A 19668-nucleotide genomic window follows, 5' to 3' on the forward strand; every position below is an offset into this window, starting at 1 on the left:
GAAGCTAGCAGCTCTTGGCTAACCGCTATCTCGGCCACAACCGATTCATCCACCCCGCCGGGTCAGTGCCCTCGCCGCGCACCCGCATCTCCAGGTGCAGGTGTGGCCCGGCGCTCAGGCCCGTCGAGCCGACTTCGCCAATCTTTTGGCCGCGGGTGACCTGTTGGCCGACTTTGACGGTCACGCGGCTTTGGTGGAAATACAAGCTGGTGAGGCCTGCCCCGTGGTCGATGACGACGAGGCCGCCGCGCACCGGGTACATCCCGGCGACGACGACGGTGCCGTCATTCACCGCCAGGACGGGGGTTCCCACGGGGGCGGGGTAATCGGTGCCGTAGTGATACTGCACCGGGCCGCCCGCCACGTAGGTGCGCGGCTGCCCAAAGGCGCTGCTCTGAGCCTTGACCTTCACGGCGGGCGCAAAGGGCCGGGTCCAGACCTGCGGGGTGCGGCGGGCGTAGGCCGCCTCGACCGCCGCGTCTTCCGCCTTGCGACCGGGGTCTTCGAGGCGGCGGCTGATGGCGGGGGGCAGGTTGAGGTGCTGCACCGTCTGGCCTAGACCCGTGACCGGGATGCTGCCGCGCAGGGCCTGCCCCCCCAGGGCGACCTCGTAGGTCACCGGGGTGGTCTTGCCCAGCACCACCCGCCCCAGCACCACGTACTCGCCCGCTGCCCCCAGCGGACTGAGGCGCTCGGCGGGCTGCCGAACGTTTTCGCCCACCTCGCTGAGAAACCGCACGGTGGCCTCGTGTGCCCGCGCCCCGCTGAGGCGCAGCACAAAGGCGTCTCCCATGCGCACGCTCGCGGGGGCCGCCACCGCGACGCCCTCCAACCGCGGCACCACCGTGAGGGGCGGGGCCGCCGGAGCCGGGGCCGGTGGGGGCGGGCTGGCCGCTGCCGACCCCTGCCCCGGCCCCTCGCCGGGCAACCGCAGGACCTGCCCGATTTCGATGGTGGTCCCCGTCAGGGCGTTGAGGCGCTGCAACTCCTCGACCGTCGTGCCGTACTTGCGGGCGATGGAATACAGCGTGTCGCCCTTGACGACGGTGTGGGCCGCATCCGCCGCCCCCAGCAGGAGCGCGGCGGCCCAGACCAGGAGCCAAACTGGACGGACGGAAACCCGGCGGCGGGGGGCGGTCATGCCCGGCAGGATAGCCGCCGCTGCCGGGACGCCGGATGAAACCGGGGGGTCGGGCCGCCACCCCCGGTCCCGCCGGAGCCGTGCCGCTCTCAGGGCCGCTCGGTGTCCAGCACCAGCGTGACCGGGCCATCGTTGGTGAGGTCGAGGCTCATGTGCGCCCCGAAGACCCCCTCCCCCACGGGTAGCCCGCAGGCCCGCAGCCCCGCATTAAACTCGGCGTACAGGGCGCGGGCCTGTTCGGGGGGCGCGGCCCCCGAAAAGCCGGGACGGTGCCCCCGGCGGGTATCCGCGAAGAGGGTGAACTGGCTGACGCTCAGGACCCCGCCGCCAATGTCGAGCACGCTGAGGTTCATCTTGCCCGCCTCGTCCGCAAAGAGGCGCAGCCGCGCAATCTTGCCCGCCAGTGCCCGCGCCGTTTCGGGAGTGTCCCCCGGCGCGACCCCCAGCAGCACGAGCAGGCCGGGTCCCGTCTCACCGGTCACCCGGCCCCCCACCGTGCAGGTGGCGCGGGCAACCCGCTGCACGACCGCCCGCACTAGTTTCCCAGCCGCGCCCGCAGGCTGCCGATGGCGCTGGTGAGCAGCTCGGCTTCGGTGAAGTCGAGGTTGCCGCGGGTCTTCTCGGCGAGCATGGTGAGCAGCCGCAATGAGCGCTCGGCGGTCTGGCGAGCGCGGTCTTCCTCCAGCAGGCCGTCGCGGGCGGCACTGGCGGTCGCGGCGTTGAGGTCGCCGAGCGCGGCCTCGGCGGTGGCCTGGAGGCTGCTCACGAGTCCGACGAAATCGGGGTGGGGCATGGGGCGCAGTCTACAAAGGGGGTGAGGCTTCAGCTCTGGACCGGGACCTCTGCCGGGGCCGTGCCCAGCTTGGGGCGGTGGCGGCGGGCCTCCCGGCGGGTTTTGGGGTCGAGGCCCACAAGCAGGAAGAAGTTTTCTAGAGCATTCTCGCGGCCCTTGATATCGGCGTGTTCATGCTCTGGCGTCCCGGTCACAAAGGGCAGGGCGCGGTAAAGCGAGAGCGCGTAGGCCACCACCTCGTCGCTGGCGTGCGCCTCGGCATACTGCCCCAGCTCGACGTACAGCGCCCGGCGACTCTCGGCGTGCCGCAAAAAAGCCTCCGGGTGCGGCGTTTCCGGTGCCCGCAGCATGTCCTGCCGGGCAATGCGGCGGTAGTGCTTGAGACCCTGCAAGAGCTGTTCGGTCGTCATGGGTTCCTTCATCGCTCCTCCAGCCGGACTGGTCTCCCCGGCCCACAGTGAACAGGAGTATAGGCCGCCCCACGCGCCGGAGACCTTTTCCAGGAGCTGAACCAGTCCCCGCCACCATGATGAGAAATATGATATTCGCCCCCGGCTGAGGGACACCCAAAGCTCCCGTCCCCATCGCCAAAAACCGAACTCGTTCAGAAATGAGTCATATTCTGAGAAGCTTGAAGCTGACGAGCCATTTTTCCTCATTTCATCGCGAGTAGGGCCGCATAGAGGGCGTATAGGCGCATAAAAAGTCCTATTTCCCTCAAGGATTAAGGAAAAAAGAATGAAGGGCCGTTAAACTCGCCGGGTCGATGAAAGCCTTCCGCGTCCTCCTGATTGCCGCCGCCTTGGGCAGCGCGCCCGCCCTCGCCGCCACCTACACCGTCAAGGCGGGAGACACGCTTTCCAAAATCGCCAGCATGTACCGAATGGAACCCGCGCAGCTCATGCAGCTCAACGGTCTGCGGTCGACAACCATCCAGGTGGGGCAAAAGCTGAATGTGGGCGGTGCCGCCCCCACCACCGCCGCGGCTCCGGCAGCCCCCGCCGCCCCCCGCAGCAGCGCGTACGTGCGGGCCGCCGCCTCGCGCTTCTTGGGCATCCGTTACGCACTGGGCGGCACGGGCGGGCGGGGCATCGACTGCTCCGGTTACACCGCGCTGGTCTTCCGGCAGCTCGGCATCAACCTGCCGCGCACAGCGGCGGCGCAGTGGCGCATGGGCTACGCCGTGAGCAGCCGCAACCTGATGCCCGGCGACCTGGTGTTCTTTAACACCACGGGCCGCGTCGCCAGCCACGTCGGCATCTACGTCGGCGACGGCCTGATGGCCAACGCCAACAGCTACCAGGGCCGCACCGTCATCGAGCCGCTCTTTAGCAACCCCTACTGGGCCAGCCGCTACATCGGTGCTCGCCGCGTCCTGAGCTAACCTCTTTCCCTTTCATTGACCGCAGCGCCCCCGCCCATTGGTGGGGGCGCTGCGTTTGGAAGCCGTCAGCAAAAAAGCTTCAGCCGGAGCTGAAGCGGAGGGGCATTGCGGGCGGCTGAGCGCTCCCCCTTACTGCCGAATCACCTGCGCGTCTTTGGGCAGGGTCCGCAGGCCCGCGACCGTCAGGCCACTGTTGACGCGGTAGTTGGAAACGGTGAGGTCGGCGAGGACGCGGTTGCCGCTGCCCAGGAACTGGATGCGGGTGGGTCGCCAGCCCGCTTCGGTAATCCACACGCGGGCCTTGTCGCCGCCGTTTTTGGGCGTGGCTTCGAGCTGATAGACCTTGCTACCGCCGGAGGTCGCGGTGCTCAGCAACCGCACGTCATAGTCGTTCAGCAGGTCCGAGACGTTCGTCAAGCGGGCGAAGTCCAGTCCGCCCAGGCCCGCCTGAGCGGTCGCCTTCTTCAGGGGCGTGACCGTGATTTGGTTGGTCAGGAAGAGGTACTGCCGGACCTCGTTGCGGTCGGCCACGACGATGTTGTCGGCCAGCGCATCGGGGGCGGCAAACTGGATGCGGGCCACCCCCTGCGCGGGGATAGAGCGCACGGTGAGGTCAATCTTTTGGGTCTGCGACTCCAGGGTCGCGCTCCCGCTGAGGCGGAACGACACGTCCTTGGCCGATTTCTGGGCGCTGTCCACCCGCTTGAGAATGTCCTGCGCGGTCTGGGCACCCGCCGTCGACACCAGTGCGGCGAGGGTCAGGAAAGAAAGAAAAGGCTTCACGTCCGGCAGTCTGTCATTCCCCCCCATGAGAAGGCGGGACCGGGGCTGACGGGGCATTCACGCCGCCGGGAACAGTCAGCAGGGCTATTCTCCGGGTCCTTCCCCGCCACCCAGCGAAAAGCGGTAGGTCCCCCGCACCCCGAAGCCTCCGCTCCCCCCCCGCACCTCGGCGAGCAGGGTGCCGGGGCCGAGGGGCCGCTCCAACTCAGCTCCGGCGCGCAACGCGGTGGCCCGGCGCCACGGCTCGTAGGCGACATAGAGGCGGGCGGCGCTCTCCTCGCCGAGCAGGCCCGGCAGGCCCACGCTCCCAACGGCCCCCCAACTCCCCGGCCCGGCCAGCACGTCCACGGACGCGCTCGGACCCGTCTCGGCGGCGTAGGTTACCCCGCCCGTCACCCCCAGCACGTCCGCGCCCGCCCGCGCCCCCAGCCGCAGGGTCAGGCTGCCGACGCGCTCGGTGAGGGGGTCCGCTGCGGGGTCGTCCCCCTCCGGTGGGGGGAGGGGCCGGGTCAGCTCGCGCCGCCACTCGGCCCCCGCAAACGCTTGGGGCTGCGGCCCCACCTCGCCCCCCGCCACCGCGACGAGGGTGCGGCTGAGGCGGTAGCGGGCGGTCAGGTCGGCTCCCCAACCCCGCGCCCGCTCGTCGGTGGGAGCCAGGCTCCAGGCGGCGAGGGGGTCCACGTCGGTCGCGGGGGCGGTAAAGGCCCGCACCCCCACATTGAGGGCCACGGGTCCCAGGGTGCCGCTCGCACGGGTCTCCAGCCGCACGCCCCCCCGGCCTGTCACGGCGGCTCCGCCCGTCAGGGTGACGGCTCCGGCGGGCGGCAGGCTCAGGCCACCCGATACCCGCGCCTCCAGCGCCCGCGTGCTCGCCGCCGCCCCGAAGCTCAGGCGTCCCCACTCCAGGTCCGTCACGGCCACGCGGGGCAGCAAGCCGCTCGGCACGGCGGCAGTCACCCCGAACTCTAGCCCCGCCGCCCCCGCCGCGCCCCCTAACAACGCGCTCAGCGCGAGCACCCGCCGCCCCGTTTCCCCGCTCCACCTTCTGCCCGTCTTGCTGCCCGTCATGGGGCCAGCGTACCCCGGTCAGGCAGGCCGCAGGCGAACGGGGTAGCGTGGGGGGCGTGAAGCGGCTCCCGCGTCCGGCCCTCCTCGCCGCGTCCCTGCTGGCGCTCCTGCTCTGCGGCTGCGCGCCGCTGGCCGGGCTGCCCTCCGCCGTGCAGGTGCCCACCTTTGAGCTGGAAGGGGTGCGCCTGACTGGGCTGAACCTGCCGGGGGGAGGCGGCAACCCGGCCCTCGCCGCCGTCACGGTGCGGCTGCGGGTGGGCAACCCCAACCCCCTCCCGGTGCGGCTCGCACGGGTGGACGCCCAGCTTCTCCTTGACGGCGAGGACGTCGGCACCGTCACCCTGCCCGGTGTGAATCTCCCGGCGCGGGGCGAGGGGCCGCTCGTGGCCGAGGTCCGTTTGCCCGTCACCCTGACGACCGCCGGGGCCTTCCTGCGGGTGGCGCGGGGTCAGGCGGTGGCCTTTCGGGTCGATGGCCGCTTCACCGCCGACTTCGGGCGGCTGGGCCAACCCTCCTTCGGCCCCTTCACCCTGGCCCAGGGGGTGTGGCAGCAGCCGCCCATCTTGCCGTTTTGAAGAAGGGGGAACTCGAAAACCGTCCCCTCCGTTTCCTAGAGTCTCGGCTGGTTTCTGGAAGCTGGCGGCTGGCAGCCCACAGCTGATAGCTTCCCCTCCATGTTCCCCACCCCTGACCCCCAGCGGGCCTGGGCCTACCGCCCGGCTTCTCCCCGGCTCGGTGCCCCGCAGGGACCGCTGGCGGGGCTGACCTTCAGCGTAAAGGACCTGTTTGGCGTGCCGGGCTGGCCGCTGCGGGCGAGCACACGGGCACCTCTGCCGCCCGTTGGGGAAAGCGTGCTCGTGCGGCGGCTGCTGGAGCTGGGAGCTGCGGCGCTCGGCAAGACGCACCTGCACGAGATTGCGCTGGGCATCACCGGGCACAACGCCTGGGGGGGCACCGAGCATCCCTTCCTGCCCGGCCACATGCCCGGCGGCAGCAGCAGCGGGGCGGCGGTTACGGCGGCGCTCTCGCAGGTGGACTTTGCGCTGGGCACCGACACGGGCGGCTCTATTCGGGTTCCGGCGGCGTGGTGCGGGGTGGTGGGCTACAAGCCGACGGGGGGGCATCCGGCCTGGAGCACGGGGGGCGTGCTGCCCCTCTCGCCCAGTTGCGACCACGCCGGGCCGCTCGCCCGCGACGTGGACACGGTGATTCGGGTCCATGCGGCGCTGACGGGCCAGCCCGTCCCGGCGCAGGAGTGGGCGGGCGTGCGGGTGGGCCTGTGGCTGCCGCCGGGCTGGGTCACGGACGAGGTGCGGGAGGCCACGGAGAACTTCGCGGCGCGGCTGGCGGCGCGGGGGGCCAGCCTCGCGGCGGTCACGCTGCCGGAGATGCTGGACGCCTACACGCCCATCGTGCTGAGCGAGGCCGCGCAGGTGCACCGGGAAGCGCTGCGGCAGCCTGAGCCGGGATTCTTGCCCCCCACCCTCGCGGCGCTGCGGCAGGGGGCGGCCCTCGGCGAGGAGGAGGTGGCCGCGGCCCGCGCCCGCCGGGAAGAGTACCGGGCGCAGGTGGACACCCTGCTGCGGACGTACGACCTCCTCCTCGCCCCCGCCGTGCCTACCCTCCCGCCCCGCTGGGGCACCGACGAGGCCGAGCTGCCGGGGGGCCGCCTTCCCCTGCGCCGCGCCGTGCTGCGCCTGACCGCCCCCTTCAGCCTGCTGGGGCTGCCCGCCCTGGCCCTGCCCACCGCCCGGCCCTTTGCGGGCGTGCAGCTTGTGGGGCGGCGCGGCGCAGATGACCGCCTGCTCGGATTGGCCCACGCGCTGACGGCGGACGGCGAAGGGCTGTCCCCTCCCCTACAATGCCCCCCATGAAGACCGATGCCGTCGACCTCACCCTTTTCCTGGCGCAGAGCGTGGTGGACCAGCCCGCGCTGGTGCGGGCCTCGCGGCGGGGGTCCACCGTCGTCGTGCGGGTGGCCCCCGGCGAGGAAGGCCGCTTGATTGGGCGGCAGGGCCGGGTTATTCAGGCAATTCGCACCCTGGTGCGGGCCGCGACCGACCCCGCCGAGCGGGTCAACGTGGACCTCGACGCGCCGCGGGGGGGCTAAGGGGGTGGGGGCATGAATCCGCCGCCAGACACCACCCGGCTGGGGCATTTTCTGGGGCCGCACGGGGTGGCGGGGGGCGTCAAGGTCTATGTGCTGGGGGACCCCGCGCACCTGCTGGAGCTGCCGCGGGTGTGGGTGGAGGGCCGGGGCTGGCTGCGGGTGCGCCGCGCCGACCCCCTCGCGCCGGGGGTGGCCCTGCACCTCGCCGGGGTGACCACCCGCGAGGGGGCCGAGGCCCTGCGCGGGGCCAACCTGTATGCCGCTGACGCCGACTTGCCCCCGCTGGAGGAAGGCACGTACTATTACCACGAGCTGCGTGGCCTGCCCGTCTACGGGGCCGCGGGCGAGCGCCTGGGCGAGGTCACGGACGTGCAGGACGCCGGGCACCAAGACCTCCTGGTGGTCACGCACCCGGCGGGCGAGGACTTTGTGCCCTTGCAAGCCCCCTATGTGGAGGTGCGCCTGGGCGAGGGGGGGGGTCGCCCGCAGGCCATCGTCCTGACCGAGGACGCCCCCGCCGGCCTGCTGGGCGATGGGGCGGAGGAAGCGTGAGACCCGCGTGTTGACATTCTCCTTCCTGACCCTCTTTCCGGAGTTGCTCGCGCCCTTTGCGTCCGAGGCGATTTTGGGCAAGGCGGCGGCGCGCGGATTGATTGCGGTGCGCCTCGTCAACATGCGGGACTTTGCGGACAATAAGCATCTCAAGGTGGACGACACCCCCTACGGCGGGGGCGCGGGCATGGTGATTCGGCCCGACGTGGCCGAGCGGGCGCTGGCCAGCTTGCCGCCCGCCGACGAGGTGATTCTCTTTACGCCCGCCGGGGAGCGCTTTACCCAGCGCACGGCGGAGGAGCTGAGCCACAAAAGTCACCTCGCTTTTCTGTGCGGGCGCTATGAAGGCTTTGATGCCCGCGTCGAGACGCTCGTCACCCGCGAGCTGAGCCTGGGAGACTTCGTGCTCATGGGGGGCGAGGCGGCGGCGGCCTGCGTGCTGGAGGCGGTCGCGCGGCTGCGGCCCGGCGTGCTGGGCGACGAAGCCTCGCACCGCCACGACTCCTTTTCCAGCGGCCTGCTGGACTATCCGGAGTACACCCGCCCCCCAGAGTGGCGCGGCCACGCAGTGCCGGAGGTGCTGCGCAGCGGCCATCACGGGGCCATCGAGCGCTGGCGGCGCGAGCAAGCGCTGGCCCGCACCCTGGCGCGGCGGCCCGACCTGCTGCCGGGCGCGGGCCTCACCCCGCAAGACAGCGCGGCGCTCTTGGCGCTGGGGGCCACCCCAGAGGACCTCGCCGCCTGGGGTGCCCCGCCCCCACCCGCGCCCCGACGCACACCCTCCCGCAAACCGAAACAGGGCGGTGAGAGGTGAGAGTGATACGGGTCTGTAGTCCCGGCTGACGTTGCCCCGCGCGGAAAAGCGCAGCATGGCGGCAGAGATATGTCGCTGCCGCTCTTTCCCCTTCCCCACACCGTCCTCTTTCCAGGACAGGTGCTGCCGCTGTACATCTTCGAACCCCGCTACCGCGACCTGCTTGCCAGGGTGCAGGCCAGCGGCGAACCGTTCGGAGTGGTGCGGCTTCAGCCCCGGCGCGAGGGCGGCACCAGCCTGCTGGACCGGGTGGGACGGGTGGGCACCCTCGCGCACCTGCTGGAGGCCGAGGGACACGAGGACGGCACCAGCAGCGTTCTCACGGTGGGGGGCGAGCGCTTCCGGGTGCGCGAGTTTGACCTCAGTCACGCCTACCTCAGCGCTGAGGTGGAGCTGTGGCCGCTGGAACCCGACCCGCTGGGCGCGCCCGCCGAGGAAGCGACCGCCCGGCGGCTGCTGAGCGACCTGCTGCGGCTGTACCCCGCGCAGGCAGATACCATTCGCCACAACGCCCCCGATACGCCCCTGCTGCTGGCGAGCTACGCTGCCGCCCTGCTGCCGCTGGAGGCAGAGGTGCGGGAAGAAGCGCTGCGGGCCGCCACCCTCCTCGACCGCCTCGATGTGCTGCGGGGGGCGGTACCGCTGGAGGCGCGGGAGCTGAACTAGCTGAACGAGCGGGCTAGAACACCACCGTCTTGTTGCCGTGCACGAGCACCCGCTGCTCGGCGTGGGCTTTGACGGCGCGGGCGAGGACCTGGCGCTCGACGTCGCGGCCTAAGCGCACCAAAGACTCCGGCGTCTCGCGGTGGGTGACCGGAATGACGTCTTGGGCGATGATTGGCCCGGCGTCCAGCTCCTCGGTGACGTAGTGGCTGGTCGCCCCGATGAGCTTGACGCCGCGCTCAAAGGCCGCCCGGTAGGGATTGGCCCCCACAAAGGCGGGCAGGAAGGAATGGTGGATGTTGATGACCGGCACACCCACCCCCCGCAGGAAATCCCCCGACAGAATCTGCATGTAGCGGGCGAGCACCACGAAGTTGGCCCCGGCTTCGCGCAGCAGCCGAATCTGCTCGGCTTCGGCTTCGGCCTTGTTCTCGCGGGTGACCGGGACCACGTGAAAGGGCACCCCAAAGGTTTCCGCGTCGCCGCGCAAGTCTTCGTGGTTGGAGATGACCAGCGGCACCTCGACCCTCAGCTCGCCCCGGCGCACTCGCCAGAGCAGGTCGAGGAAGCAGTGGTCGTAGCGGCTCACCATCACGGCCATTCGCTCTGGCCGCGCCCCATCGCTGAGGTGCCACTCCATGCCGAAGGGGTCCGCCACCACCGTCTGAAAAGCCCGCCGCAGCGGGTCGAGGGCGAGGTCAAGCCCCGCGAGCGAAAACTCCATCCGCAGGAAAAAGGTGCCCCCCACCAACCCGCTGGAGTGCTGGTCCGAGTGAATGATGTTCGCGCCGTGGTTGTACAGAAACTGCGACACCGCCGCCACAATGCCCCCCCGGTCGGGGCAGGTCACGGTGAGGACCGCCGTGTCGCCGGGGTGGGGGGCGGGGGGCGGAGAGGTCAGGGCGTGCGGCTCGGTCATGTGCCGGGCAGGATAGCGGGGCCGCCGGAGGGGAGCGGCGGGGTTGTCCGCACGGGTAGGGGGCCGGGTGCTCTACCCTCGGCGGGTGCACACCACCGACCCCTCCCCGGCCCTGAGCTACGACCCCGCCGCACACGCCGCGCTGCTGGCGAACTACTGCCTGTCGGCGGCCCCCGGCGAGCGCCTGCTCGTCGCGGGCGGTGTGTCCGGCGTGCCCCTGGTGCGGGCGGTCACCCGCGCCCTCTTGATGCGGGGGGCACGCCCCGCCGTGCGGCTGGACTACCCCGGCCAGGACGACGACTGGGCCGAACTCGCCGCCGACCCCGTGCTCGACTCCCCCCACCCCGCCGACCTCGCGGACGTGGAGGCGCTGGACGGCAGCCTGCGGATTCTGACCCCCGAAGCGCCCGCTCCCGGCGATGCGGAGCGCCGCGCCCGCCTGACGGCCTCCCGCGCTCCGGTCGCCGCCATCCGGGCGCGGAAGAAGTGGAGCCTCACCCTCTTCCCCACCCCGTACGCGGCGGCGCAGGCGGGCATGACGGAGGCCGAGTTCGGGGCCTTTGTCATGCGGGCGATGTTCCTCGACCGCCCCGACCCGGTCGCCGCCTGGGGCGAGGTTCGGGAGATGCAAGCGCGGCTGATTGAGCGCCTCACGCGCGCGAGCACGGTGCGCATCGAGGCCCCCGGCACCGACCTCACCCTGCGGGTGGGCGGGCGGGGCTGGGCCAACAGCGACGGCAAGCGCAACATGCCCAGCGGCGAGGTCTTTACCGGGCCGCACGAGGAGAGCGCCGAGGGCGTGGTCACTTTCACCGTGCCCGCGACCTACGGCGGCGTGGTCGTGCGCGGGGCGCGGCTGGTCTTCCGGGCGGGCGAGGTTGTGGAGGCGAGCGCCGAGGAAGGCGAGGACGTGCTGCGGGCCGCTCTCGCCACCGACCCCGGAGCGCGGCGGCTGGGCGAACTCGGCATCGGCACGAACTACGGCATCCAGACGCCAACCGGCAACATCCTCTTTGACGAGAAGATGGGCGGCACCGTTCACCTCGCCCTGGGCCGCTCGTACCCCGAAACCGGGGGGACGAATGCCAGCGCGATCCACTGGGACCTCATCACCGACCTGCGCGGGCAGGGCCGCCTGACGCTGGATGGGGAAGTCTTGCAGGAGGGGGGAAGGTTCCTCTGACCGGAGTGTGGTCAGCAGGCCTGAGCTGGTGGCTCCGGCCTCCCCCTCCCGGTTACACCCGCGTCAAATCCTTGGGCAGCGGCAGGAACTCGATTTCCGGGTGCTGCTCGGCGGTGTAGTCGAGGTCGTACTTGGAGCGGAAGAGCATGACCGGGCGGCCCTGGTCGTCCTCGACGTGCCGGGCAAAGCGGGCCACGGTGCTGGGGTCGCCCGCCAGCCAGCGCACGAGCTGGTAGCTGGTCACGTGCAGGTCGACCTCCACCCCGTACTCCTCCTGAAGGCGGGCCTGAAAGACCTCGAACTGGAGGGGGCCAACCGCGCCGAGGTAGGGGTCGCGCGCCCCGTCGGTGGGGTAGAAGACCTGCACGACCCCTTCTTCGGCGAGCTGGGTCAGGCCCTTCATAAAGGCCTTGCGCTTGCCCACGTCCTTCAGGGAGAGGGTGGCAAAGGTCTCCGGCGTGAAGCGCGGGAAGGAAGGCAACGTCACCTTGGCATCCACGCTGACCACGTCGCCAATCTGGAAGACGCCGGGGTTGACCAACCCCACGATGTCGCCGGGGTAGGCTTCCTCGACCTTCTCGCGGTCCTGGGCAAAGAGGGTATGGGCCTGCGAGAGCCGCAGCCTCCGCCCGGTGCGGGTGTGGGTCACGTCCATGCCGCGCGTAAAGTGCCCGGACATCACCCGCATGTAGGCGGTGCGGTCGCGGTGTGCCCGGCTCATGTTCGCCTGGAGCTTGAAGATGAAGCCCGCAAAGCCCGCGTTGGGGTGGCGCTCGCCCAGGTTCGTCCCCACCGGGCCGGGGGGCGGCGCGAGGTCCACAAAGTGTTGCAGGAAGTGCTCGACCCCGAAGTTGTTCATCGCCGAGCCGAAAAAGACCGGGGTGAGTTCGCCCGACCGGAAGGCGGCGGGGTCAAACTCTGGCATGGCCCCCCGAATCAGCTCCACGTCCTCGCGCAACTTGGCCGCGAGGTCAGGGCCGACCAGCGTGTCGAGCTGCGGGTCGTCCAGCCCCGCCGTCTGCACGGGGGCCCGGTGCTTGCCGCCCGACGTGCGCTCGAAGGTGAGGACCTGCCCGGTCCCCAGGTCGTACACGCCCTTGAAATCGGGGCCGTCCCCGATGGGCCAGGTGAGGGGAACAGCGGTGATGTTCAGGGTGTTTTCGACCTGCGCGAGCAGCTCGAAAGGGTCCAGGGCGGGGCGGTCCATCTTGTTCACGAAGGTCAGGATGGGAATGCCGCGGTTGCGGCACACCGCAAAGAGCTTCTCGGTCTGCGACTGCACGCCACGGGCCGCGTCCAGCACCATCAGTGCGGAGTCGGCGGCGGTGAGGGTGCGGTAGGTGTCTTCCGAGAAGTCCTGGTGGCCCGGCGTGTCGAGGAGGTTGATGTGCCGCCCGGAATATTCGAAGGTCAGCGCCGAGGAGGAAATCGAGATGCCGCGCTGTTGCTCGATGCTCATCCAGTCGGATTTGGTGTGCGAGCGGCCCTCCTTGGCGGTGACCGACCCGGCTTCCTGAATCGCGCCGCCGTACAGCAGCAGCTTTTCGGTGATGGTGGTTTTGCCCGCGTCGGGGTGGGAGATGATGGCAAAGGTGCGGCGGCGGGCGATTTCGTGCTCCAGCTGGGCGGTGGGGGTCGTCATGCGGAAACTCCTGCGGGCGGAAAGGGGACGCGCCCGGCGCTGTGAGGTGGGGAACTACGCGGCGTGGCCTGCGACTCGCGCTCACGGGGGCGGGAGGAGGGGGTGCGCCGTCATCCCGGCATGATACCGCCTCCCCGTGGGGGCTACCCTGGGGCCATGAACGAGCTGATGCGGCGGCTGGGGCTGCGGGTGCCCGTCGTGCAGGCCCCGATGGCGGGCGGCATCACGACCCCCGAACTCGTCGCCGCCGTGTCGGAGGCGGGCGGCCTGGGCAGCCTGGGGGCGGCGTACCTCACGCCCGCGCAACTCGTGGAGGCGGGGGCGGCGGTGCGGGCGCTCACCGCGCGGCCCTTCGCGGTCAACCTCTTTGTCCCGGCTCCCCTCCCCAGGGTCACCCCGGAGGAAGTGGCCGCCGCCCAGGCCGACCTCGCCCCCCTGCACGCCGAGCTGGGCCTGCCGCCGCCCGCGCTGCCGGGGCGGGTGCAAGAAGACTTTGAAGCGCAGTTTCGGGCGGTGCTGGAGCTGCGGCCCGCCGCCCTGTCCTTTGCATTCGGGCGGCTGGGAGCTGGACGAATCGCGGCCCTGCGGGGGGCGGGGATAATGAGCATCGGCACGGCGACCAGTCACACCGAGGCCCAGGCCCTGGCCCGCGACGGGGTGGACGCGGTCGTCCTCCAGGGGAACGCGGCGGGGGGGCACCGGGGGGGTTGGGCGCACGACGACCTCAGCGAGCTGGCCTTTCTGATTCGCCGGGTGACCCTCTCTGGCCGGGTGCCCGTCATCGCGGCGGGCGGCATCATGGACGCGGCGGACGTGCGGGCGGCGCTGGGGGCGGGCGCGAGCCTGGTGCAGTGCGGGACGGCCTTCCTGCGGGCGCGGGAGGCCGGGACCCCCGCCGCCTACCGCTCGGCCCTCGCTGCCGCCGGGCCGGGGGCCACCGTGCTGACCCGCGCCTTTTCGGGCCGCCCCGCACGGGGCCTCGCCAACCGGGTCACGGCGCAGCTCGCCTCGCCCCTCCCCTACCCCCTGCAAAACGCCCTGACCCGCGAGCTGCGGGCCGCCGCCGCGCGGGCAGGCCGGGCCGAGTTCCTGAGCCTGTGGGCCGGGGAGGGGTCCGCGCGGGGCCAGGAGGGGACGGCGTCCCAGATTCTGCGGACGCTGTGGCCGGAGGCGTGAGCGGGGGTCAGTTCAGCGCCCCCCCGCCCGCCGCCATGCCCGCGTAGACGGCGGTGAGGTCGCGCAGCATCCGGCGGGCGAGGGCGGTCAGGGCCTCTTCGCTCAGGTCGTCCAGCCGGAAGGAGAAGCCGGGGCCGTACTCGCCCAGAAAGGCCCCGCCCTCCCGGCGCACCCGCACGAAGACCTCGCACAGCCCCAGGCGAATCCAGGCCGCGTGGGTGCCCCCCAGCGGCGGCGGGCGCAGGGTCGCGGAGGGGTCGGGCACGGGGTCAAGGGCGACATTGTTCAGGGGAAGGCCCGGCCCGCCCGCCGTGCGCAGGGCGTGATAGAGGGCACCCAGCAGCGCCTCGCACGCCCGCGCCTCGGCTTGCCGCTCGGTCGCCCGGCGGCGAATGGCAGCTTGCAGGGCGTCAAAGTCGGACACGGGGTATTCGTACCATGCCGGGCCACCCCGCTGCGCCCTGCCCCGCTATCTTGCCGGGCGTGTTCCCCTCCTCCCCCGCTCGGCCCCTGCTGCTGCTCTCCAACGGCACCGCCGAGGACCTCATCGGGGCGCGGCTGCTCTCGCACCTGGGGCGAGGGGCGCAGGTACTGCCGCTCGTGGGCGAGGGGCGGGCCTACGCGGGGGTGCCCGGCGCGACCCGGCTTGGCCCCACCCTGCGGCTGCCCAGCGGGGGCTTTCCCTTCGGGAGCGCGGCCAACCTGTGGGCCGACCTGCGGGCCGGACTCCTGGGAACCACCCTGGGGCAGGTCCGGGCGGCGCGGGCGGCGGGACGGGGAGCGGGTGCGGTCGCCGTGGTGGGGGACGCGCACGCCCTCACGCTGGGCACCCTGGCGGCGCGGGCGGGGGGGGTCCCCCTCGTGCACGTCCAGCCCCTCCTGAGCGCCCACTATGCCGAAGGGTTGGGACTGCGCGGGGCGCTGCGCGAGCTGAACGCGCTGGGAGCCAACCTGCCGCTGCCCTCCGAACTCGCGCTCGCGCGGCGGGCACACGCCGTCTACCTGCGCGACGCCGCGACCGCCCGGCTTTACGCGGCGCGGGGGGTGCGGGCGCACTGGGCGGGCAGTTTCGCGATGGACGTGCTGCCCGCCCCCGAACGCGACCTCTTCCCCCTCACGGGGGGCCGCCCGGTCCTCGCCCTGCTGCCGGGGTCACGGGAGGACCACCGGGAGAGCCTGCCCCTCATGCTGCGGGCTGCCGCCCGGTTGCCGGAGGTGACGCCCCTCGTCGCCTGGGCGCACGGCTGGGAGGGGGTGACCCTGCCGCCGGGCTGGAGGCTGCGGCCAGAGGACGACCGCACCGCCTGGGCGCAGGGCGAGGGGGCCAGCGTTGTCCTGCTGCGCGGCGCGTTCGGGGCCGCAGCGCGGGCGGCGGACGTGGCGGTTGGCACGGCGGGCACCGCCAACGAGCAGCTCGCGGGGCTGGGGGTGCCCGTCGTGGCGTTTCCCACCGGGGGGCCGCAGTTCACCCCCGGCTTCCTGCGGCGGCAAGGACGGCTGCTGGGAGAAGCCCTGCGGCCCGTCCCGGCAGACCCGGAGGCGGTCGCGGGAGAGGTGCGGGCGCTCCTCCGGGACGGCCAACGGCGGGCGCGGGCTGCCCTCGACGGGATGACGCGGGTAGGGCCGGGAGGAGCGCTGCCGGTCATCGCCGCCGAGCTGCGGGCACTCCTGACTCAGCGCCCGTAACTCGTCCTCAGCCGCCGCCACCCTTCCCGCCACCCGATGCGGCGGGGGGGCAGGTCGCGCAGGAGGACGGGCGTGAGGCCCCGCTCGCGTAAGCCCGCGAGCAGGCGGTCCAGGAGGGCGGGCGTGACCGCTGGGCCGTCGTGCAGCAGGATGACGCTGCCGGGCCGCGTGCGAGCGAGCACGCCCGCGGCGAGGCGGGCCGCGTCCCCGTCCGTCCAGTCGCGGCCCTCGACGTCCCACAGCACGACCTCGCGCCCGGCGAGGCAGGTCAGGGGCCGGGTCAGCGGGCTGTGCCCCCCGTAGGGCGGGCGGTAGAAGTGCGGCCCCCCCTCCCCCGCGCGGGGGTGCCACCTGACCTGCGCCCACTCGCGCCAGGGGGGAAGGAGCAGGGCGTGGACGTGCCAGCGCCCGTGCGCCTCCAGCTCGTGCCCGGCAGCGCGGAGGGCGGCGAGGTGCCGAGGCCAGCGCCGGGCGGCGGGGGCGGTCACAAAAAAGGTCGCTGGAGCCGCATGGCGGGCCAGGACCGCGAGCAGTTCCGGGGTGCGCTCGCTGGGGCCATCGTCAAAGGTGAGGGCCACCCGCTGCCGGGCACGGCCCCCCGGTCCCAGCGCGCCCCACCCGGCCCCTCGGCCCCCCACCTCGGCGGCAAGGGCGGCCCCCAGGACAGCGCACAGGACCCACCTTCCAGCCCTCATGGGCGACCCGGCCCCCTACCTGCTACCCTGGCGCGGTGCCAGAGGTCAGAGGGCCGCGGGGTGCCGGGCCAGCATTCACCGTCGTGATTCCCGCCCGCAACGAAGCCGCTGCCTTGCCGCTGACCCTGCGTGCTCTGGAGCGCCAGACCCTCCCCCCCCGCGAGGTCATCGTGGTGGACCACGCGAGCACGGACGGCACGGGGACGGTGGCGCGGGCCTGGGGCGCGCGGGTCGTGGCGTGCGGCGAGCCGGGCATTGGCCGCGCCCGGCAGGCCGGACTGGAGGCCGCCCGCACCGCATGGGTCGCCACCACCGACGCCGACTCGCTGCCCGCGCCGGGCTGGCTGGCCGCGCTCGCGGGGGCCACGCCGGGCCGGGTCGCCCTGTACGGCCCGCTGCGCTTTTGCGGGGTCCCCCCCCTGACGGCGGCGGCCTCGGAGGTGGGGTACGGCGCTTTTTTGCGGGCCTGCGCCCTTGCCGGACGGCCCAATCTCGCCGGGGCGAACATGGCCTACTCGCGGGCGGCGGCCCTCCTCGCCGGGGGCTATCCGGACGTCGAGGCGCTCGAGGACGTGCGGCTCGGCCTCGCGCTGGCCCGCCTGGGCGAGGTGGCCTACGTGCCCGCCGCGAGGGTCGAGACGAGTGCGCGGCGGCTGTCGGGCGGGGTCCTCCCCTTCCTGTGGCGGCACCTGCTCAATCTCAGTGGTCATACACGAGGGTATTTCGGCCCGTGAGGGCCGCCGCCCCCTCGGCAAAGGGCACCTCCTGCGGGGTGCCCAGGACCCCGGCATAGACGTCGAGCACCCGTTCGGCCACGCCCCCCGGTGTCCAGGTGGCCCCGTAGCGCCGCGCCCCCCGCGAGAGCCGCGCCCACAGGGCCGGGTCGCTCAGGATGGCCGCCGCGTGTTCGGTGAGTGCCCCCACGTCCCCCGGCGCGACGAGGTAACCGCTGCGCCCGTGGGCCACCCCGCTGAGGGTCCCGCGTGCCCCCACCGCCACCACGGGCACGCCCATCAGCTGCGCTTCTTGCAAAACCAGCCCCTGCGTCTCGGTGTCGCTGGCAAAGAGAAACAGCTCGGCGAGGCGGTAGTAGGCCCCCATCTCGGTCCAGGGGCGCACGCCCAGGAAACTGACCCGGTCGGCCACCCCCCGGCGCGCCGCATGTTCCTCCAGCCGCCCACGCTCTGGCCCTTCCCCCAGCACCACGAGGTGCCCGTTCGGCAACCCGGCCAAGGCATCCAGCACGAGGTCAAAGCGCTTCTCGCGGGCCAGCCGCCCCACGGTCAGGAGGCGGCGGCGTCCGGCGGGCCAGGGAGACTCGATGGGCGGAGCGCCGCGCAGCACCTCCGGCTCGACGGCGGTCGGGATGACGACCGGGCTGCGCACGCCCATCCCGCGGGTCACGTCCAGCATTCCGGCGGTGGGCACAATCACGGCGTTCGCGCGGCGGTAATAGCGGCCCATCAACCGGGTCACCAGGCGGGTCCGCCGTTGCAGAGCGGTCAGGCCCGGCACGTAGTGGGTATAGGCTTCGAGGTGGGTGTGGTAGGTCGCCACGTGCGGCACCCCCCACTTGCGGGCCAGCCGCGCCCCCGCCAGCCCCAGGGTGAGGGGCGTATGCGTGTGAATGAGGTCGTAGCGCTCTGCGAAGTCGCGGCGGGTCGGCCAAGCGAGGCGGTAGGTCGGCAAGAAGACGTAGCGCACGCTGGCCGCCCGGCGCACGTCGGAACGGGTGTCCTGGGCTTCCGGAAAGAAGGGGGCGACCACCTCGACGTGATGCCCCCGCGCCCGCAGCTCGTCACTGAGCAGCCCCACGCTCGTCACGATGCCGTTTTGGTCGGGAAGAAACGTATCGGTAAACAGCCCGATGCGCAGCGGTCTCATGCGCCGCACCTGCGGACCCGTTGGCTGAGGGGAGGCTGAAGCATCGCTGAACGAGAGCATACGACGCCGGACATGAGAGGTGCGCGGGGGGCGGGGGACCGCGAGCGCTACAGTCGGCCCATGGCCTCCATCCCTTCTCCCCTGCGCCGCGCCCTGCTGCGGGCCGGGGCCGGAGGAGCGCTGGCGGGGGGGGACCCCAGCTTGCCCCACCTCGGCCTCATGGTGCCCGTGCGGACGCCGGAGGACCTCGCGGCGCTCGCGGAGGCGGACGTGCGGGCCACCCTGCTCGTCGCGCCCGCCCTCGCCGTGCGGGAGCCGGAGGCGCTGCGGGCCGCCGTCCGGGCCGGACACGAGATCGCCGGATGGGGGGCACCCGACGGGGTCGCCGCGCTGGAGGTTGCCGCCGGGCAACCCGTCACCCTCTGGAGCGCCGAAGCTCCGCAAGCGGCCCCCGCCCGCCTCGCCGCGCGGGGCCTGACGCCCCTGCCCCTGCCCCTGAGCACCCCCGAACCCGGCGGCACCCTCTGCCGGTGCCCCGCGCACCTCCCCGCCGAGGTCGCCCGGCTGCGAGCGCTGGGCTACCGCCCCGGTCCGGTCGGGGCGCTGCCGGGGCTGCGGCGAGCGCGGGCGCGGGACCTGGGGCTGCATCTCTACCAATGGGGGGTGGAGGGCCGCTTTGCGCGGGCGCACCGGGTGCGGGCGCTCACCGAGCGGGCCGACGGGGTGCTGCGCCTTAGCCGCCGCCCCGCCCCCGCCGAGCTGGGCTGGCCGCCCGGCAGCGCCGTCGCCGAGCTGCACGTGCATTCACCCCGGCTGGTGGGCCTCAGCGCCCGCAGTCCTCTGAGAGCCTACCGCGCCTTTGCCCGCTCGCTGCGCGACGTGGCGGGGCGGCTGCGGGAGGACCCGGAGTTCGCGGACGTGCGGGGGGTGATGGCCGTCACCCTCTTTCACGAGCCGCTGGCGCAGCAGGGCTTCGCGGTGTTGCCGCTGCCGCCGCTGCGGACCTGGCTCTACAGCCTGGGCTTCCGGCTGCTGCGCCGGGTCTACGGCACGGCGGTGCCCCCCTCCCAGCGGCTGCCGAGGCTGGCCTGGATGGACCGGGAGGCGTTTCTGGCGCGGCACGGGGGGCAGGATTGAGCCGTCTTCAGGCGACTGGAGAAAGCCGTGCCGGGGCT

At 72.7% G+C, this 19668-nt stretch carries 23 protein-coding genes; 12 read left to right on the forward strand and 11 right to left on the reverse strand.

The features are described from left to right. Positions 1-25: 25 nt before the first annotated feature. The 4 genes from H565_RS0102965 to H565_RS0102980 form a co-directional block, all read right to left on the reverse strand. A complete protein-coding gene (locus tag H565_RS0102965) occupies positions 26-1141 on the reverse strand; it encodes a peptidoglycan DD-metalloendopeptidase family protein (protein ID WP_034408191.1) in 1116 nt (371 codons plus the stop codon). 89 nt (positions 1142-1230) lie between these two features. Further along, a complete protein-coding gene (dtd, locus tag H565_RS0102970) occupies positions 1231-1677 on the reverse strand; it encodes a D-aminoacyl-tRNA deacylase (protein ID WP_027459731.1) in 447 nt (148 codons plus the stop codon). Next, positions 1677-1934, reverse strand: coding sequence for a DUF1844 domain-containing protein (locus H565_RS0102975; protein ID WP_027459732.1), 258 nt, complete (start codon positions 1932-1934; stop codon positions 1677-1679). Before H565_RS0102975 ends, dtd begins: the two co-directional genes overlap by 1 nt. Before the next feature lie 29 nt (positions 1935-1963). Continuing rightward, complete coding sequence (locus H565_RS0102980) at positions 1964-2356, reverse strand: hypothetical protein (RefSeq protein ID WP_027459733.1); 393 nt, start codon at positions 2354-2356, stop codon at positions 1964-1966. A 344-nt stretch (positions 2357-2700) separates the two neighbouring features. On the opposite strand from H565_RS0102980, the gene H565_RS0102985 reads away from it, so the two are divergent. Next, positions 2701-3318, forward strand: a complete 618-nt coding sequence (locus H565_RS0102985) for a C40 family peptidase (RefSeq protein WP_027459734.1) — start codon at positions 2701-2703, stop codon at positions 3316-3318. Positions 3319-3447: 129 nt separating this feature from the next. On the opposite strand, the gene H565_RS0102990 is transcribed toward H565_RS0102985, so the two are convergent. Then, positions 3448-4128, reverse strand: a complete 681-nt coding sequence (locus H565_RS0102990; RefSeq protein WP_051363389.1) for an outer membrane lipoprotein carrier protein LolA — start codon at positions 4126-4128, stop codon at positions 3448-3450. Between the two features lie 57 nt (positions 4129-4185). Beyond that, a complete protein-coding gene (locus H565_RS0102995; protein WP_027459736.1) occupies positions 4186-5169 on the reverse strand; it encodes a hypothetical protein in 984 nt (327 codons plus the stop codon). Between the two features lie 56 nt (positions 5170-5225). Between H565_RS0102995 and H565_RS0103000 the strand changes: the two genes are divergently transcribed. From H565_RS0103000 to H565_RS0103025, 6 genes are all read left to right on the forward strand, one after another. After that, complete coding sequence (locus H565_RS0103000; RefSeq protein WP_027459737.1) at positions 5226-5744, forward strand: LEA/WHy family protein; 519 nt, start codon at positions 5226-5228, stop codon at positions 5742-5744. Between the two features lie 99 nt (positions 5745-5843). Then, a complete protein-coding gene (locus H565_RS14145; protein ID WP_051363384.1) occupies positions 5844-7043 on the forward strand; it encodes an amidase in 1200 nt (399 codons plus the stop codon). After that, entirely contained in the window at positions 7040-7279 is a 240-nt protein-coding gene (locus H565_RS0103010; RefSeq protein WP_027459738.1) for a KH domain-containing protein, read from the forward strand. Before H565_RS14145 ends, H565_RS0103010 begins: the two co-directional genes overlap by 4 nt. Positions 7280-7291: 12 nt before the next feature. Further along, the gene (gene rimM, locus H565_RS0103015) at positions 7292-7831 is read left to right on the forward strand and encodes a ribosome maturation factor RimM (RefSeq protein ID WP_027459739.1); all 540 of its coding nucleotides are present in this window, start codon (positions 7292-7294) and stop codon (positions 7829-7831) included. 7 nt (positions 7832-7838) lie between these two features. Then, positions 7839-8645: a tRNA (guanosine(37)-N1)-methyltransferase TrmD gene (gene trmD / locus H565_RS0103020; RefSeq protein WP_027459740.1), complete on the forward strand. Its 807-nt coding sequence runs from the start codon at positions 7839-7841 to the stop codon at positions 8643-8645. Positions 8646-8714: 69 nt separating this feature from the next. After that, positions 8715-9311: an LON peptidase substrate-binding domain-containing protein gene (locus tag H565_RS0103025; protein WP_027459741.1), complete on the forward strand. Its 597-nt coding sequence runs from the start codon at positions 8715-8717 to the stop codon at positions 9309-9311. 13 nt (positions 9312-9324) lie between these two features. Here H565_RS0103025 and purU read toward each other — a convergent pair whose 3' ends face one another. Further along, positions 9325-10227 carry a formyltetrahydrofolate deformylase gene (purU, locus tag H565_RS0103030; protein WP_157468858.1) on the reverse strand — a complete coding sequence of 301 codons (903 nt, stop codon included), beginning with the start codon at positions 10225-10227 and terminating at the stop codon, positions 9325-9327. An 85-nt stretch (positions 10228-10312) separates the two neighbouring features. On the opposite strand from purU, the gene H565_RS0103035 reads away from it, so the two are divergent. Beyond that, positions 10313-11410 carry an aminopeptidase gene (locus H565_RS0103035; RefSeq protein ID WP_027459743.1) on the forward strand — a complete coding sequence of 366 codons (1098 nt, stop codon included), beginning with the start codon at positions 10313-10315 and terminating at the stop codon, positions 11408-11410. Between the two features lie 52 nt (positions 11411-11462). Here the strand turns inward: H565_RS0103035 and H565_RS0103040 are convergent, their stop codons facing one another. Continuing rightward, positions 11463-13052, reverse strand: a complete 1590-nt coding sequence (locus tag H565_RS0103040; RefSeq protein ID WP_027459744.1) for a peptide chain release factor 3 — start codon at positions 13050-13052, stop codon at positions 11463-11465. Positions 13053-13208: 156 nt separating this feature from the next. Between H565_RS0103040 and H565_RS0103045 the strand changes: the two genes are divergently transcribed. Further along, positions 13209-14228 (forward strand): NAD(P)H-dependent flavin oxidoreductase, encoded by a 1020-nt coding sequence (locus H565_RS0103045; protein WP_027459745.1) that lies wholly within the window; start codon positions 13209-13211, stop codon positions 14226-14228. A gap of 7 nt (positions 14229-14235) precedes the next feature. On the opposite strand, the gene H565_RS0103050 is transcribed toward H565_RS0103045, so the two are convergent. Further along, the gene (locus tag H565_RS0103050; RefSeq protein ID WP_027459746.1) at positions 14236-14652 is read right to left on the reverse strand and encodes a hypothetical protein; all 417 of its coding nucleotides are present in this window, start codon (positions 14650-14652) and stop codon (positions 14236-14238) included. 59 nt (positions 14653-14711) lie between these two features. Here H565_RS0103050 and H565_RS0103055 point away from each other — a divergent pair, with 59 nt between their 5' ends. After that, on the forward strand, positions 14712-15914 hold the full coding sequence (locus H565_RS0103055; protein ID WP_245576152.1) for a lipid-A-disaccharide synthase-related protein: 1203 nt from the start codon (positions 14712-14714) through the stop codon (positions 15912-15914). Here H565_RS0103055 and H565_RS0103060 read toward each other — a convergent pair. Next, positions 15902-16609 (reverse strand): polysaccharide deacetylase family protein, encoded by a 708-nt coding sequence (locus H565_RS0103060; RefSeq protein WP_027459748.1) that lies wholly within the window; start codon positions 16607-16609, stop codon positions 15902-15904. The genes H565_RS0103055 and H565_RS0103060 overlap by 13 nt on opposite strands. 35 nt (positions 16610-16644) lie before the next feature. On the opposite strand from H565_RS0103060, the gene H565_RS0103065 reads away from it, so the two are divergent. Beyond that, entirely contained in the window at positions 16645-17343 is a 699-nt protein-coding gene (locus H565_RS0103065; protein WP_051363386.1) for a glycosyltransferase family 2 protein, read from the forward strand. On the opposite strand, the gene H565_RS0103070 is transcribed toward H565_RS0103065, so the two are convergent. Further along, a complete protein-coding gene (locus tag H565_RS0103070; protein ID WP_027459750.1) occupies positions 17309-18493 on the reverse strand; it encodes a glycosyltransferase family 4 protein in 1185 nt (394 codons plus the stop codon). The two genes, H565_RS0103065 and H565_RS0103070, sit on opposite strands and share 35 nt — an antisense overlap. A 120-nt stretch (positions 18494-18613) precedes the next feature. Between H565_RS0103070 and H565_RS0103075 the strand changes: the two genes are divergently transcribed. Next, entirely contained in the window at positions 18614-19630 is a 1017-nt protein-coding gene (locus H565_RS0103075) for a YkoP family protein (RefSeq protein ID WP_027459751.1), read from the forward strand. The last annotated feature ends 38 nt before the right edge of the window (positions 19631-19668 follow it).

Origin of the sequence: Deinococcus murrayi DSM 11303, assembly GCF_000482805.1 — a bacterium.
Lineage (GTDB): Bacteria > Deinococcota > Deinococci > Deinococcales > Deinococcaceae > Deinococcus > Deinococcus murrayi.